Consider the following 15984-nt stretch of genomic DNA (forward strand, 5'->3'; position numbering starts at 1 on the left):
GCGGCGACTGAACTCGCCCCGGGAACTTCAGCTTCCCGGACATCGCCCGACAGCAGACACAAGCCCAGTCTCAGCCCGGCGCCTGATGCAGGGTGATCTGGGTGAAGGGGATCTCCCAGCCGTTGTCGTTGCAGGCATCGACCAGGATGCGCTGGATGGCGTGGCGGACCAGCGGCATTCGCGGTGCGACCTCACCCGCGAGGTCGACATGGATCTCGTAGTCGAGCGACGAGGCCGCGGCCGACTGAAAATAGACCGCAACCGCTTTGATGTGCTCGCGCGGAACCACGTCGGGCAGTTCCTGCTCGAGCCTGTCGCGCATCCGCTCGGGCACCTCGGTGGTTGCGATCGCCTGGTGCCGATAGTCGATCCCGAAGGTCGAGACGATTCGGAAACCCTCGGACAAACGACGCGGGTTCAATCCAACGAAGACGTCGGTCGGATAGACGACATCCTCGCCACCGATCTCGCTGAGATGCACGGCGCTCGGGCTCTGTCGCGACACCTGCCCCATGCGCCCGTCCGCAAGCTCGACCCAGTCGCCGGTTCGGGTCGGGAACCACTGCTCGTCTGCTCCGGCCGGTCGGGAATAGAGTCCGACCAACGCATTCACCGGGATCTCTTGGAGACCGCCGTCGAGGTGCGGATTGACCAGGCGAACCCTGAAGCCGAGCACCTCGACCTGATAGGGCAGACCGTTGAACCGGATGCGCTCGCCCTCTCGAACCGCGCCGATGTTCAGGACCAACCGCACGGTTTCGAGCTGGCTCGGAAGCGTCTTGATGCTGGCCCAGGCGACCCCGATCAGGAAGATAACGATGATGCCGAGCATGAACCAATCGCCCGCCATGTTGAACACCAGCATCATCGCGATCAAGCCACCCAGGACGCTGAAGACGTGCAACAGTAAGGCGGTCAGACGACTGCTGAACCTTGTTCGCGCCGGCCCCGCGGCACCTTTCGATGCTTGGAGCCGATCCACCAGGGACGACAGGAACCTGACTCCGAAAAACACTGCCGAGAAGGCACCGACGGCCAGAAGTAGGTTTAGTCCGCGCGTTTGAAAGAAGCGCTTGGCATAGGCGGTTGTTTCGTCGAGAACGGACTGGCGCTGCTCGAGACGATTCTCGAGCTGGAGATCGAGCGCGGTGTAGCGGTTGGCGGTGTCGTCGGCGACACGTTTCCAGTGGGCGAGCCGCTCTTCCAGCCGCGCTCTCAGGTCTTCGGATGGCCCCTCGGCAAGGAGACGCTCCAAGTGCGCGACCGCCTCCTCTGCGAGCACCTTGCGCTCTTCGACCTGATTGATCTCGGCGCGTAGCTCGCCGATGGCGCGAGACTCCGCCGTTGCGCTCTCCAGCTCGGCCAGGATGGGTTTGAGCAGCTTGCTGAGCTCTTCCTGCCAATCAAAGGATTCATCGACCTCGTCGATGAAGGGCCGCAGGTCGATCTCCAAGGCGAACCGTTCGAACTGAAGGCGCTGCTCCTTAAGTTGCTTTCTGAGCTCGCGAAGGTCATCGCCGAGCGCTTGTCTGGTCACATCATCCTCGGCCGCAATCAGCCGACGCTGCGTCTCCTCGACCTGTTCTTCTTGACTCGACAGCGCCTTGTTGAGAGCTTCAAGCGATTGAAGCGACGCGGTATCGCGCGTCTCGAACGGCGTCTCAATCGGGGATGACTCGGGTCGGGATACGCCCGGTAACCCGTCGGGTGTCGGCTCTTGGGCCGTTGACGGCAGCGGCAGGCCGAGGACAAACAGGATCGTGGAAACTGCTGCGATTCGGAGGTTTTTCTTGTATCGGTCCATGGTACCTCGCAGGTTGGGACGGGTCCGCAATGAGCGGCAGCATGCTGTTCTATGCTGCGATGCCCTTTTGGGCCCCGATTGCCAGTAAGACATCACGAAATAGAGGAGCCTTATCTGTGTTGAATCGGAATTCAATGACACCCTGCCATCCTTCTCGGAAGTCAGATGACTCAAACGAGAAAAAAAGAGGCTCTTTTACGTTTGATGTGGGTAACCCGTCCAGGTATCCCCGGATCATGCTAACGCCTTTGCACACTGTTTGTTTGCAAACGGGCAGGCCGGCAGATGCGTGAGCTTGCCCGCGACCAGGTAGGCGATGGTGATGAGATGGCGCACGGTGCCGTAGCCGCGGGCCTTGGCCTTGGCGGCCTGGATCTGCCCGTTCGCCGCCTCGACGCGGCCGTTGGTGAGCTTGGAATCAAAGGCGTTGAGGATGCCGTCCCAATGGTTCTTGACGGTCTTGGCGAAGTCCTTCATCGGTTCGAGGCGGCAGCGCCGGGCCCAGCTGTACCAGCGGGTGAGCAACGCCTCGGCCTCCTCGCGGGAGTCGGCCAGGCGGAAGATCTCGCGCAGGCTCTCCTTGATGCGGTAGGCCCGGTGGGTCTTGAGGTTGAGGCGGCGCAGATCGAGGTACTGGCGCAGCTGCCGACGGCTCCAGTCCTGTTGATCCTTGAGCCAGATGTAGCGGCTGCGCTTGAGCGCGGGCGTGGCTTTGACCTCCGCGCGGCGCACCGCATCCACGGCCTGATTGGCGAGCTGGATGAGGTGGAATTCATCGAAGGTGATGTTCGCCCACGGCAGCTGCTCCTGCACCCCGCTGCGGTAGCTCCCCGACATGTCGATGCAGACGTCGCGCACGTTCTCCGCGCAGCCGCCGTGGGCCTCGAGGTCCTCGGCGAACTGCGCGACCACCTCGGCCTTGCGCCCCTCGGTGGCGAACAACAGCCGCGGTTCCTCCAGATCGTGAAAGAGGCTGATGTAGTGATGTCCCCGCCGCGCCGCGGTCTCGTCCAGACCGACGGCGGTGACCTGCGAGAAGTCCTCCTGCGCGCGCGCCTGCTCGACATAGTGGTCCAGCACCCGCCACAGGCGCATGTCGCTCACGCCCAGCAGCTGCGCGACCTGGCGTACCGTCATGGCCCGGCACAAGGCGACGATCAGCGCCTCCATCAACTGGGTGAAGCCGCTGCCGGGACGCGCCCACGGCACCTCCACTTGGGTGGTCTTGCCGCAGGCGTCACAGCGCACCCGCGGCACCTTGGCCTGAATGTACGCCTGGAACTGGAAGAAGTTCAGATGACGCCATTCCGGGCCTGCGTGTCATGCACCGGCTGGTGCTCCGCCCCGCAGTGCGGGCAGGTAAAGCGCGCCCCGCGGGCGAAGCCGACCGTGAAATCGATGCGTCCGGCCTGCGGATCGAAGTCCACCTCCCGGACCTCCCACGGTGTCTGCAACCCCACCGCGACGGTGAACAAGGAAGCGGAATCCACGGCAGCGACCTCCGGCGGTTGGCCTGTGGACATGTGGACGCGTCCTGCGGACCGGCCCGAGCCCTACGGGCCGTGTGGACAACCCCTGGACCGCGCCGAGCAAGGCCGTGCCGATTGCGAGATCCTCGTCGGCGCGGCCCACCGGTTGACCACACTCTCGGGCCTCGCGCCCACATGCCCACAGGCCCAGCAACAGGTTTTACGAAATGTGCTCCAAAGGGTGCGAACCGGCAGGGCCGGAGTCAAGCCCTGACCCACAGGAAACGTAACAGGGCCGAAAAAGAGCATGTGTTCTTTAGGGGCATCAACATACAGATTCGCCAGCTTAGGATCTTCAACAGAGATATCGATCTGACGCTTCCCGTACGTATAGCAAACCACGCGCGCCTTCGTTACCGCGAGACAACCGGAAAAACCCTCCGAGCGATGACGATATCGCTTGCCTGGGGCATCAACGTGTTCTGTCACGAACCAGCCTCCCATACCCTCATCAAGAACAAGAACGCCTTCTTGCTCAAGCAGGGGAAGAAGTTTTCTCGGAACAGAACCAAACCCGAACAGTCGATAGAGAATCGTCTTCGTCATTAGGTTTCCTTATGCTGCAAGCCCTTGGAAATCCGTTCTTTGCCTCACCCTGAAGGAAAAGCATTCTGTTTTCTTTTTCTGTTCTCCGGTGTCTGCACCGGAAGGCTCTCGACGGCTTGCCGTTGAGCTCATTGCGATCGGGGGCCAGTGTACCGAATCCCGTTTTGGTGATGACTGTCCCGTCACGGCGCAATCCCGAGCGCAGCCCGCAAACTCGCCGCGTCGCCGATGAACTGCATGCTCGTGATGCTGCCCCCTTCGGACGCGATCAGGGTCGCCTTTCCGGGCTCGCGCGGCAGCATTGCGGTCTCTTCGGCTTCGCGTCCCAGCAGCATGGGATAGGGCCGCTTGCGCATCTTGGGCAGGGCGATCAGCGAGGTCACCATGCCGGGCATGGCACTGATGTCGGAGACGTACTGGATGCCGGCCGCGGACAGCGACTCGGTCGTTTGATCCGCCAGCGCGGCTTCGACGAGGGCCGAGACCTCGCGCTCGGCGCTGAAGATCAGCAGGCGGGTGTTCGCGTCGATGGTGTGTGTGGTGTCGTGTTGATCCTGCAGCGTCAAGACGGGCATGGGTGCGCCGGTCTCCAGCGAAGCAGCAGACACAAATACGGGAAACAGGAACGGGATCAAGAGCAAGCGAATCGACATCTGGCAAGACCTCGTTGAGAAACGGGTAAGAAGACGGGTGTGGATCGGGGCGCCGCGGATCTGGGACGCCGGCGGTTGTCGAATGCGACCTTGGCGGTGCATCCTCTGTCTCGGCTGCACCACCCCGAGTCATCGGCGGCTGCAACGCCTAACCTCACGGACCGCTGGACAATCCGCCGGAACACAGGAGAGCACAACGGAGCGAACATGAACAGGACATGGGTCGGCCGCTCACCGTGTCCTTCGGGTCTGGAGATCAATGCCTGCTCCCCGAAATCAAGGCGCACCGACTCGGGCGCCTCGCTGTCCCCTCACGACGATTCAGGCGTGCGCACGGCTTTTGCTTAGAAGAGACGGTTTTATTGGGGTTCGGCGATCGATCTCGGCTCCACAAGTGCCGAAGGGGAACGACCGTTCGAGCCCAACGTACACGCCGGTGTCTCCGGGGACCGGACCTCGATCGGACACAGGGTTTCCGAACATCTCTCAGGAGTCTCAATGGATAAGCGGGCCTTCCAGTTCTCTCCGGTCCAGCGTTACCTCGACCGAATCCATGAAGAGTTGCTCGATCTGAACGACGGCGCCGTCGCCGATTACATCCCGGAGCTGACGCGCGCCGATCCATCCTGGCTCGGGATCGCGATGGTCACGGTGGACGGGCATGTCTACCAGGTCGGCGACTCGCGTCAAAGCTTTACCATTCAATCGATTTCAAAGGCGATCACCTACGGTCTGGCGCTGGAAGATCGGGGGCTCGACCACGTGCTGAGCAAGGTCGGCGTCGAGCCCTCGGGCGAGGCGTTCAACTCGATCAGCCTGGAGCCCGGCACCGGGCGTCCGATGAACCCGATGATCAACGCGGGCGCCATCGCGACCACGGGACTGATCGAAGGCAAACCAGGCGCCCCGCCGATGCAGCGGATGCTCGAAACCTTCGGGCGTTATACCGGCCGGCCGATGGAGATCGAAGAGACGGTGTATCGCTCCGAGAGCGACACCGGCCACCGCAATCGGGCGATCGCGCACCTCTTGTTCGGCCACGGGATCCTCGATCGTATGCCGGAGGAGGTGGTCGATCTGTATTTTCGGCAGTGCTCCATCCTGGTGACGGCTCGTGATCTGGCGATGATCGGCGCGTGTCTGGCCAACAACGGGGTGAATCCGGTCACCGGGGTCGTCGCGCTGCAATCGCGGTATGTCGAGAAGGTACTGAGCGTCATGAGCACCTGTGGCATGTACGATTTTTCGGGCGGGTGGATCTTCAACGTGGGCATGCCGGCGAAGAGCGGCGTGGGCGGCGGGATCACGGCGGTGCTGCCCGGACAGTTCGGTCTCGGGGTCTTCTCGCCGCGACTCGACGCAAAGGGCAACAGCGTTCGCGGTATCGAGGCCTGTAAGCGACTCTCCAAGGATTTCAGTCTGCACCTCTTCCATGTTGCACGCTCGACATCCGCCACCGTGATGCGCCAGGTCTACGACTGTACCAAGCGCACCTCGCGCCGCGGTCGCAGCGCGGCCGAGCTTGCTGTGCTGGCGGCACAAGGACATCGCATCCGCATCTACGAGTTGCAGGGGGAGCTGTTGTTCGGCAGTGCCGAATCGGTCGGCGCGGAGATCCTCTCGGAGCTCGAGCGTGTCGATTACCTGGTCCTCGATCTCAAACGGGTGATCGGGACTGACCAGGCATCGATTCTGGTCTTAAGCGAGCTATGCATGCGGGTTGCGGACGAGGGCAAGCGACTCTTCTTCACGGACAGCAAGAACCTCTATCGCTTCCGAAAGCATCTCCAGGGCAATGCCTACCGCGGGCAGGAGCCCGGTCCACTGCACTTCGAAGACACCGATCACGCGGTGGAGTGGTGCGAGAATCAACTGATCGCAGAGGCGGATACAACGGGTGCCGACATCTCGGTCGCAGATCTGAGCCACCAGTATCTCTGTACCGCGATGACAGGCGAGGAGATTGAAGCGCTCCGGCAAGCGGGCCGAGAGCGCGAATTCAAGGGCGGCTCGCTGATCTTCAATGCCGGGGATTGCGCGGAGTCCATGTTCTTCATCCTCAGCGGCGAGGTCGAGGTCTGGATCGATACCGGCGCGGGCCACCCTTTGAGCCACCACTTAAGACTGGCGAGCCTCGGCCCGGGAATGGTTTTCGGCGAGGTCGCTTTGGTGAACCAGAAGCGCCGCACGGCCAACGTCTCGGCCGTCATGGATACCCGGTGTCTGGAGCTGCGCTTCGACGCCATCACCGAGACGCTTCGGGTCAAGATGCTGATGAGTATGGCGAGCCATTTCGCAAACAAGATCGAGCGCGACACGCAACTCATCCAACAACTCGCCTGATGGCGCTCGGGCGCCTCAGAGCCGAGTGCCCCAGACCGCGAAGACCGGGTCGGATTCGGCGAGCCGGTCGGCATACTTGTCGTCGGCCGGTCGCGGATGACCACGCAGACTGAAGGTCTCGAGCCGTCCGAATCGGCCCGATTCCCGCAGATACTCGAGCACCAGTGCAAGCCGCTCGAACGCGTGCAGTTCCTGCCAGATCCGGATCACCTTCGGGGGGAACCAGCGATCGGAAAAGGTGAGGACGAAGCGCCCGCCCGGTTTCAGCACGCGGGCGACCTCCCGGAACACCTCGAAGGGTCGGGTCAGATACTCGACCGAGACCGTGCAGATCACCGCCGAGAAGTCGGCGTCGGCAAACGGCAGGGTCGGATCGCGATTGAGGTCGTGGACCAGGCGGTGCGTCAAGATCGGGTTGGCCTCCAACTCGGCCATGTTCATGCCGAGGCCGGTCACCGCCGCGGGCTCCAAGGCGGAAGGCAGATGCGAGTGCCAGCTCGTCATCAGGTCCAGGATGCGCGCGCCTGGGGGGATCAGGCGGCCGTAGAGGCCGCTGATCTCGGCGATCGCCGTACGGTCGAGATGATCGACGAGTCGCGGGCTTGCATAGAACTCGGCGTCCGGACGCGGATCGGAACGCCCGAACGGGTCATCGGACCAGAAGTCGGTCGCTTGGCCGCGCCAACGCGCCTGCATGCCCGGACCATTGTCGGTGAGCAACGCATCCACCTCGGTGCACGGCTCGCGGTGCCGATCTTCGCGGGCGCGGATCGCCTCGATCCGCACGGCGACATCGAGCGCCCGTCCGGCCAGCGGGTGATTGAGATCCGCGGTGAGCCGATCCGCATGGACCTCCACCAACCGCAGCGGCCGGCGGTCTCCTGCCGAGATGCCATCGACGCTGCCGAGAATGCCGCGCGGGTAGAAGCGCCCGGCACGCGGCTCGATCCGTGCGCCGGCCGGGAGGCGCCGTTGGAAGTGCTCGGGCCGCAGGTCTCGCAGCAGATCGTCGCGTGGCGGCGCAAGCCATGCGCCAGGCTCGAAGCGGAGGATCGCGCAGTGGCCGACGGGGCGATCCATGATCTCGGCCTCCAACTCGGGCGGGATGAGATCGCGACACAGGGCGAGCCCGCTAGCGACCCGGCTGTCGGTGTGCATCGCGTCCTCGCTTTGCCAATGAAGGTCGAAGCGGATGCGAGCCGGCGTTTCCGGGCTCGAGTCTTCAGGCGGATCGTGCATCGGCGTCTCAGGCATCGCATTGCCCCGGTTGCGGAAGAGGTCGCGTTGCGCCGAGCGGCGCGTGACGCGGCGACTGCAGTCGGCTGTGGCGAGCCGGAACTCAGGGCGTTCGCGCGACCGCCCAGATCTGGATCCGCCGAACCCCGGCCTTGCGCAGCACGCGGCTCAGCTCGGCGACGGTGCTGCCTGTGGTCACGACGTCGTCCAGGATGGCGACGTGGTTCCAAGGCAGCAAGCCGGGGACCAGGAAGGCACCTCGTATATTGCGATGGCGTGCGCGCTCGTCGAGGCCGGCCTGCGGTGGGGTTGCAGCGCTGCGGATGCAGGAGGCGTGATCGATCGGGATGGACAGCTCCCGGCCGACGACCCGCGCGATCTCCAACGCCTGGTTGTAGCCGCGGGAACGCAGCCGAGACGCATGCAGCGGGACCGGCAACAGCACCTGCGGGCGAGGCGGATCGGCCTCTCGGACCCGATCAGCCAGACATTGACCGAGTAAACGCGCCAGATTGAGCTTGCCGCGAAACTTCGCGCCTCCGACCAGCGTCGGGATCGCCGCCTCGTAGCGAAAGGCCGCAAGACTGGTCTCGAACGGCGGCGCGCGTTGTTGACAGGCGGCACACCGCGTCCCCGCAGGCATCGGGCTGTCGAATGGCGCGGCGCATTGGGGACAGCAGTCGCGGTTGTGCGGCAACTCGGCCGCACAACCGGGGCAGAGGTCGCGCCCTCCCCCGCTCGGAAGGCCGGGCGCACCGCACAGGACGCAGGTTGGCGGGAATAAGACCGACACGAGCCGGGACATCAGGGGGCCCTTCTCGACCGAATCACCGAACATTGGTTGACAACCGACCGAAGCCCACTAGCATATGTGGTTTTTCCGCACTCGGAAATCGTCCCATCACGCTCATGTCACCCAAGTCTTCCCCGCTGCATGTTTCCATCCTGCGCCACGATTGGTCGGTCCAGGAGATCCAAGACATCCTCGACCTCCCGTTCACCGATCTGATGTTTCGCGCCCAGACGGCGCATCGGCTCTACTTCGATCCCAACCGCGTGCAGGTCAGCACACTCCTGAGCATCAAGACCGGCGCCTGCCCCGAGGACTGCGGCTACTGCGCCCAGAGTGCGCGTCACGAGACCGGGCTGGAGCGCGAATCGCTGATGCCGATCGACGAGGTCCTGGACGCCGCACGGACCGCCCGCGAACAGGGGGCGACCCGCTTCTGCATGGGCGCGGCATGGCGCAATCCGACCGACAAGAACCTGGAGCAGGTCATCGCCATGGTCGAGGGTGTTCACGCGCTCGGACTGGAGACTTGCGTGACCCTGGGGATGCTGACCGGTGCGCAAGCACAGCGCCTCAAGGAGGCCGGGCTCGATTATTACAACCACAACCTCGACACCTCGCCCGAATTCTACGGTCAGGTCATCACGACACGCACCTTCCAGGACCGACTCGACACCCTCGAGCATATCCGGGACGTGGGCCTGAAGACCTGTAGCGGCGGGATCCTCGGCATGGGCGAGTCGCGGCGCGACCGTGCCTCCATGTTGCGTCAGCTCGCCAACCTGCCGGCCCATCCGGAGTCCGTCCCGATCAACCTGCTCGTCCGGGTCGAGGGTACACCGCTTCAGGCGAGCGAGGCACTGGATCCGTTCGAGTTCGTCCGCGTGGTTGCGACCGCGCGCATCCTGATGCCGGCCTCCTACGTGCGCCTCTCCGCCGGGCGCAGCGAGATGAGCGACGAGCTGCAGGCGCTTTGCTATCTCGCCGGGGCCAACTCCATCTTCTACGGCGATCGCTTGCTCACCACGCCGAATGCCGAGTCCGACCGGGATCGCGCCCTGTTTGGGCGCTTGGGTCTGGCCTTCGAAGAGATGGACCCCGAGCGCACCGAGCCCGGCGCCTGCCACAAGGCCAAACAGGCATTGGATGCGATCGTCGAGCACTGACGGACGTGCACACTCGTCCTATCAGCTCGATCACGCGCAAACGGAGAAACAGATGCACGCAACGATCACGGGCACGATGACCTTGTCCTTGGCGGCTACCCTCGCCTTGGCGCTCAACGGCGCCTCAGCCGACGAGGTCATGGATCAATTGGACGCGGCAAAGCAGGCATACGAGGCCGGGGAGCTCAGAACGGCCGTCGAGACCCTGGACGGCGCCGTCGAGGCGATTCGCGCACAGATCACAGCCGGACTTCTGACGCTGTTTCCGCCGCCTCTGGATGGTTGGATCGCGGACGAGGCGCAGTCACAATCGGGCGGCCTCGCGTCCATGTTGACCGGCACCCACCTCAGCCGGCGCTATGCCCGGGAAGACGGCGCCGAGGTGACCCTCACCCTGATGGCCGATTCCCCGATGATGCCGATGCTCACCATGGCCATTTCGATGCCGTTCATGATGCAGGCCAACGAGGATCTCAAGAGCTTCTCGCTAAAGGGCGAGCGCGGCATGATGGAGCACACACCGGGCAGCGAGACCTACAAGATCACCCTCATGGTCGGCAGCCGTCTTCTGGTACAGGGCGAGGGTTCCGGTCTGGCGGATGCGGCGCCGCTGGAGGAGTATCTGAATGCGCTGGACCTGGAGGCCATCCAAAACGCCTTGACCGACTGAACCGCGCTCGGAGCGGCATGCAGCGTTGCGTTGTGACGCTGCGCTCACCGCAACAAAGGGTCTCGGCAGGACGCGGTTCAGGAGATTTTAAGTGGTCGAGAATTGAATCTCTGAAGCCGCGTCAGCGCAAAGGCCCGCACACACACTCCGAGATCAATCCGGAACTCCGATGGCCCATGACGCCGAGTGACGCGGTTTCACTTCACGCCCGCTCGATCGGAAATGCCAAGACCTGATCGATGTGCGTGGCTCCCATGGCGATCATCAACAAACGGTCGAGCCCCAGCGCGACCCCGCTGGAGGCCGGCATACCGGCCCGAAGTGCCGCCAGAAGCCGCGTGTCGGGCGGGATTTCGGCCAAACCGAGCCTGCGACGCTCGTCGCAGTCGTGCGCAAAGCGCGTCTCCTGCTCCGCGGCATCGGTCAACTCGTGAAAGCCGTTCGCCAGTTCCAAGCCCTCGAGGTAAAGCTCGAAACGCTCGGCAACCGCCTGATCATCGGGCGGATCGGCGGCGGGTCGAATCCGCGCCAAGGCGGCCTGACTCGGCGGGTAGTCGCAGAGAAAACTCATGCATGAACGCCCGAGACGCGGTTCTAGACACTGGGTCAGCAGGAGATCGAGCCAGGCGTCGCGGTCGAGATCCAGACGATCGGCATCGGGAATCTCGGCCCTGATTGCGGCCTCGCGCAAGGTCGGCGCAGGCGTCGTGAAGGGATCCAGGTCCAACACCTCGCGGAACAGGTCGCGATAGCAGACGCGCTGCATCGGCAGCGTCGGGCGTTGCAGTACGACGCGGACCAGTTCGGCCACCTCTTCCATGAGCTGACCGTAGTCCCGTCCCGGTCGGTACCACTCCAGCAGGCTGAACTCGGGGTGGTGACGTCTCCCGCGCTCGCCACCGCGAAAGACCTTGCAGATTTGATAGATCGGCCCGCTCCCGGCTGCGAGCAGACGCTTCATCGGGAACTCGGGCGAGGTCTGCAGGAAGAGCCTTCGATCGGCGTCGGACCTACCCCCCGATGAGCCACCGCAAAGCGAGAGACTCGCGAGCGCCGGATCCGTCGCTCCGGCGTGCGAGAGGATCGGCGTTTCGACCTCCATCACGCCGGCAGCCGCAAAAAAGGTGCGAATCCGGGCCAGCATCTCGGCGCGAGCACGTAGGATGGGGACCGTTGCACACGTCGACCAGACTTCGCAAGCAGGCATCAGTAGGGACAGATCGACGGCAAGGACGCGCGGACAGCTCCGGTCGCGCCGGCATCGCTCGACCGTAGGTCGTCTTCAGCCCTCTTTGGCACGCGAGACATATTCGCCGGTGCGGGTATCGACCTTCACGAGCTCGCCGGACTGCACGAACAAGGGAACCCGCACCACCGCGCCCGTCTCCAGTGTCGCCGGCTTGCCGCCGCCGCCCGAGGTGTCGCCCTTCAGGCCGGGGTCGGTCTCGGTGATCGCCAGAACCACAAAGTTGGGCGCCTCGACGATGAGCGGTACCCCATTCCAGAGTGTCACCCTGCAGATATCCTCCTCTTTGATCCACTTGGCGGCATCGCCGACCGCATTCGCGTCGGCCGTCATCTGCTCGAAGGTGGCGGGGTCCATGAAGTGCCACTCCTCGCCGTCGTTGTAGAGATACTGCATGTCGGTATCATGGACGTCGGCAGCCTCCACCGTATCGCCCGACTTGAAGGTCTTCTCAACGGTCCGCCCGGTCTTGAGGTTGCGCACCCGCACGCGGTTGAATGCCTGGCCCTTGCCCGGCTTGACGAATTCGTTCTCGACGATGTTGTAAGGATCGCCGTCCAACATGATCTTGAGTCCGCCCTTGAACTCGCTGGTACTGTAAAAGGCCATATCGTCCTCGTTGACTGTGGAGCTAAACCGCACAATGGTACCGCGAAGTATCGCTGCTTGTCAGACCGCGACCCCGGATCCGTTCCCGCCGTCCGCGCGGGAACCGGCCTGGAAACAAGACCTCGCCGAGGCCTACCGACACGCGCACCAGCTGCTCTCCGCACTCGGCCTGAGTCCGGAGATGATCCCGGATCTCGACCCCGTCGCATCGGGATTCCGGATGCTGGTCCCGCGCGATTTTGCTGCCTTGATGACACCGGGCGACCCTCGCGACCCCTTGCTCAGACAGGTCCTGCCGCTCGGGGCGGAACGCGTGTCGGTCGCCGGATTCAGCCGCGATCCCGTCGGCGACATGTCCGCGGATTCCGGCCAAGGGCTGCTTCGAAAATACGCAGGCCGTGCCCTCTTGATCGTCACGGGCGGGTGCGCCGTCCACTGTCGTTATTGTTTTCGAAGGCATTTTCCATACGAGACGCTCGCTCGAACACCGGATCGTACGGCAGCAGCGGTGGCCTCCATCGCCGCGGATCGGGGGATCTCCGAGGTGATCCTAAGCGGCGGAGATCCCTTGATGCTCGACGACGATCGCCTCGGCGCACTGCTCGAGCGCCTGGAGGCGATCCCGCACCTGAAACGCCTGCGGATCCATTCACGCCTCCCGGTGGTCCTGCCCTCTCGGGTCACCGACGCACTCTGCCGACGCCTGGCGAGCTCCCGTTTCGCCACCGTCCTCGTCATCCATGCGAATCATCCGAGCGAGCTCGGCGCCCGGGCCGAGGCCGCATTGCAGCGATTGCGTCACGCGAACCTGACCCTGCTCAACCAAAGCGTCTTGCTTCGCGAGATCAACGACGCGGTCTCGACGCTTGCCGCCCTCAGCGAGCGCCTATTCGAGTGCGGCGTCCTGCCCTACTACCTCCACCAGCTCGATCCGGTGGAGGGCGCAGCACACTTCGCGGTTTCCGACTCTCAGGCCTTGCGGCTCGGCGAGGCGTTGCTCCGGCGACTGCCCGGCTACCTGGTCCCGCGACTGGTCCGCGAGGTGACGGGTGTCGGCTCCAAAACCCCTCTGACCGAGGTCGCTCGGCTTGGGTCGCCGTTCTTGTGAACGCGTTCGTTTCCCTAACGCACCGCGAAGCCCGATAATCGCGGAGACGACTATGTCCCGAAACCTCGAGGATCACGCACCAGGTCGCATCATGTCTGCGCAACCCCCATTGCTCGCCTTGCTCCTGCTTACCGCCGACACCGCCGCCTCGGAGAGATTGGTGGAGCGCCTGCGTGCAACCGGACTTGCGGCCCGTGCACTCGTGACCGCGCGTGCGGATCGCTTAAACGATCTACTCGCACGCCGTGCCTTCGACATGATCCTGTGGTGGCGCCACGACGGTGACCAAGACCTCGCCGATGCTATTCGACGTCGCGGCGAACATGCTGCCGAGATCCCGCTCATCATCATCGCCGCAGACGCACCCGGCCGCGAGCAGGTGCTCGAGGCGCAGCAATTCGGGGCACGCGGCCTCGTCGCCCTCACCGACGAGGAGCAGCTTCTCTGGACCATCCGACGCGAAGCGAGCGACCTTCGACAACGTCGCCGATACCGTGAGCTGGCTGCCCGGCTCAAGCAGTGCGAACGGCGTTCCCGCGAGCTCGTCGACCATACCGGCGCCGCGATCGCCTACGTGCAGCAGGGTCTGCATCTCTACGCCAACAGCGCCTATCTCGCGCTTCTCGGCTATCCGAACCTCGATGAGATCCAGTCGATCGCCCTCCTTGACCTGGTCGATCCCGAACAACGTGACGGTGTCCGCGATCTGCTGCAGAGCGCCGAACGCGCGGCCCATTCCGATCCGGTCGAGATCACGACACGCCTACAGACGCGCCGAGGCAAAGGGTTCGAGGCGCGCCTGTCCGCGGCGCAGGCTGTTCTTGACGACGAACCCTGCCTGCAATTGATCCTGGACCCCGCACGGCAGTCCGAGTCCCAGGCAATGACCGGCGACATGGCCTCGGATATCGCCGCCGCCCGCACGGCCTTCTTCGAAGAGATCGAGGCGCGTCTCGCCCCCGATCGCGCCGTTCCGCTGCCCTTTGCGGTCTTCTTCATCCGCTTGAGACGCCATTCCGAGCTTCTACGCGATCTAGGGTTGACCCATGGGTTGGACATCGTCGACGACTTCGGCCCGATCTTGGCCTCGGTTACCGCCCAAGCCCATGCCTTTACACGGATCAGCGACGACGGCTTCGCAATGATCGTCGACGGTTTGGACGAAAAGGAAGCCGAGGCCCTGGCCGAGCACATCCGTGAGCACGCACGCCTGCCGCAGCGCCTTGCAACCAGCGGCCGCATCGCCCCGGACTGCGATATCGGATACTACCTGGTGAAAGGGCGTGCGGCCGCTGCGCAAGACATCCTCAACGCCGCTCACCGACTGTGCGTCTACAGCGCGGCAGCGCCCGGGGACTGTGCCGGCGGGATGCAGACCCCCACCTCGTTGGCTGCGCGAACCAAACAAACCGCCGTCGACGGCGATACCGAAGTTGCCGACAAGATCGCAACGGCGCTCGGAAACGAGCAGTTCAAGCTCGTCTACCAACCCATCATCAGCCTGATGGGCGATAACCAGGAGAACTACAGCGTCCTCGTCCGCCTCCTCGACGAGAAGGGCGAGTTGCTGGAGGCCAAGGATTTCATCGGGGCGGCGATCCGACGGGGCCTGATCGAGGAGATCGACAAATGGGCGATTCGCGACGCAGTCCGCGTGCTCGCCGAGCAACGCCGGGCCGGTCACAACCTTCGATTCTTCATCAATCTCGCCGAAGATACCTTCCGCAACCCGAGCATCATCCTGCATATCTGCGACTGTCTGCGCGAACTCGACGTGCGCGGCAACTGGCTTGCCTTTCAGTTTCAGGAAGAGTTGGTTGCGGAGAATCTTGCCAGTCTCGGCAAGTTGATCGAGGCCCTCAAGCAGATCAAATGCCGGGTCGCGATCAATCGTTTCGGCGCGACCAATCGGTCCGAGATGATCCTGCAGGCGCTTCCGGTCGATTTCGTCGTTCTGATGCCGGATTTTGCGCGTGCTCTTGCCGAGGATCCGGTCAAACAGCAGCGCCTCATGACCATCGCCGATCTCGCACGCGAGTTCAACGTCAAGAGCGTGGTGACGGGGGTGGAGGACGCGCGAGCCCTCACCGTTCTCTGGACGGCGGGGGTCGATTATGTCCAAGGCAATTTCCTGCAGCGTCCGTCGCCGACGCTCGACATTCAGCCCTAAACTGCGCCCGACCAAATATGCAATGTTCGGGAGATTGGATCGGTCTCCGAGCGAGCGGCAACTGCGGGAGTCGGCGCAGTTTAGACGATTAAATAAAATGAGACTCTAAACCGC

11 protein-coding genes and 1 pseudogene are annotated in these 15984 nt (G+C 63.8%); 5 read left to right on the forward strand and 7 right to left on the reverse strand.

Annotation, left to right across the window (positions count from 1 at the left end; translation table 11 throughout):
• Window positions 1-70: 70 nt before the first annotated feature.
• The 3 genes and pseudogenes from LT988_RS00500 to LT988_RS00515 all read right to left on the reverse strand — a co-directional run bounded on the left by LT988_RS00500 (window position 71) and on the right by LT988_RS00515 (window position 4532).
• Window positions 71-1804: a hypothetical protein gene (locus LT988_RS00500; protein ID WP_232408328.1), complete on the reverse strand. Its 1734-nt coding sequence runs from the start codon at window positions 1802-1804 to the stop codon at window positions 71-73.
• Window positions 1805-2038: 234 nt separating this feature from the next.
• Window positions 2039-3327: pseudogene (locus tag LT988_RS00505) on the reverse strand (ISL3 family transposase).
• A 734-nt stretch (window positions 3328-4061) separates the two neighbouring features.
• A complete protein-coding gene (locus LT988_RS00515) occupies window positions 4062-4532 on the reverse strand; it encodes a hypothetical protein (RefSeq protein ID WP_232408331.1) in 471 nt (156 codons plus the stop codon).
• 498 nt (window positions 4533-5030) lie between these two features.
• Between LT988_RS00515 and glsA the strand changes: the two genes are divergently transcribed.
• Entirely contained in the window at window positions 5031-6875 is a 1845-nt protein-coding gene (gene glsA / locus LT988_RS00520) for a glutaminase A (protein WP_232408332.1), read from the forward strand.
• A gap of 15 nt (window positions 6876-6890) precedes the next feature.
• On the opposite strand, the gene LT988_RS00525 is transcribed toward glsA, so the two are convergent.
• Together LT988_RS00525 and LT988_RS00530 are read right to left on the reverse strand one after the other, a co-directional pair.
• Window positions 6891-8114, reverse strand: a complete 1224-nt coding sequence (locus LT988_RS00525; RefSeq protein WP_232408333.1) for a methyltransferase domain-containing protein — start codon at window positions 8112-8114, stop codon at window positions 6891-6893.
• A 100-nt stretch (window positions 8115-8214) separates the two neighbouring features.
• Window positions 8215-8949, reverse strand: a complete 735-nt coding sequence (locus LT988_RS00530) for a ComF family protein (RefSeq protein ID WP_232408334.1) — start codon at window positions 8947-8949, stop codon at window positions 8215-8217.
• A gap of 71 nt (window positions 8950-9020) precedes the next feature.
• Here LT988_RS00530 and bioB point away from each other — a divergent pair, with 71 nt between their 5' ends.
• Together bioB and LT988_RS00540 are read left to right on the forward strand one after the other, a co-directional pair.
• Window positions 9021-10067, forward strand: a complete 1047-nt coding sequence (gene bioB, locus LT988_RS00535; protein WP_232408335.1) for a biotin synthase BioB — start codon at window positions 9021-9023, stop codon at window positions 10065-10067.
• 52 nt (window positions 10068-10119) lie between these two features.
• Window positions 10120-10737: a hypothetical protein gene (locus LT988_RS00540; protein ID WP_232408336.1), complete on the forward strand. Its 618-nt coding sequence runs from the start codon at window positions 10120-10122 to the stop codon at window positions 10735-10737.
• Between the two features lie 202 nt (window positions 10738-10939).
• On the opposite strand, the gene epmA is transcribed toward LT988_RS00540, so the two are convergent.
• Complete coding sequence (epmA, locus tag LT988_RS00545) at window positions 10940-11944, reverse strand: EF-P lysine aminoacylase EpmA (protein WP_232408337.1); 1005 nt, start codon at window positions 11942-11944, stop codon at window positions 10940-10942.
• A 75-nt stretch (window positions 11945-12019) separates the two neighbouring features.
• Window positions 12020-12592 (reverse strand): elongation factor P, encoded by a 573-nt coding sequence (gene efp, locus LT988_RS00550; RefSeq protein ID WP_232408338.1) that lies wholly within the window; start codon window positions 12590-12592, stop codon window positions 12020-12022.
• Between the two features lie 34 nt (window positions 12593-12626).
• Between efp and epmB the strand changes: the two genes are divergently transcribed.
• Window positions 12627-13700: an EF-P beta-lysylation protein EpmB gene (gene epmB / locus LT988_RS00555; protein WP_232408339.1), complete on the forward strand. Its 1074-nt coding sequence runs from the start codon at window positions 12627-12629 to the stop codon at window positions 13698-13700.
• Between the two features lie 52 nt (window positions 13701-13752).
• Window positions 13753-15870 (forward strand): EAL domain-containing protein, encoded by a 2118-nt coding sequence (locus tag LT988_RS00560; RefSeq protein WP_232408340.1) that lies wholly within the window; start codon window positions 13753-13755, stop codon window positions 15868-15870.
• Window positions 15871-15984 lie beyond the last annotated feature (114 nt).

The organism is Thiocapsa bogorovii, from assembly GCF_021228795.1.
Taxonomy (GTDB): Bacteria; Pseudomonadota; Gammaproteobacteria; order Chromatiales; family Chromatiaceae; genus Thiocapsa; species Thiocapsa bogorovii.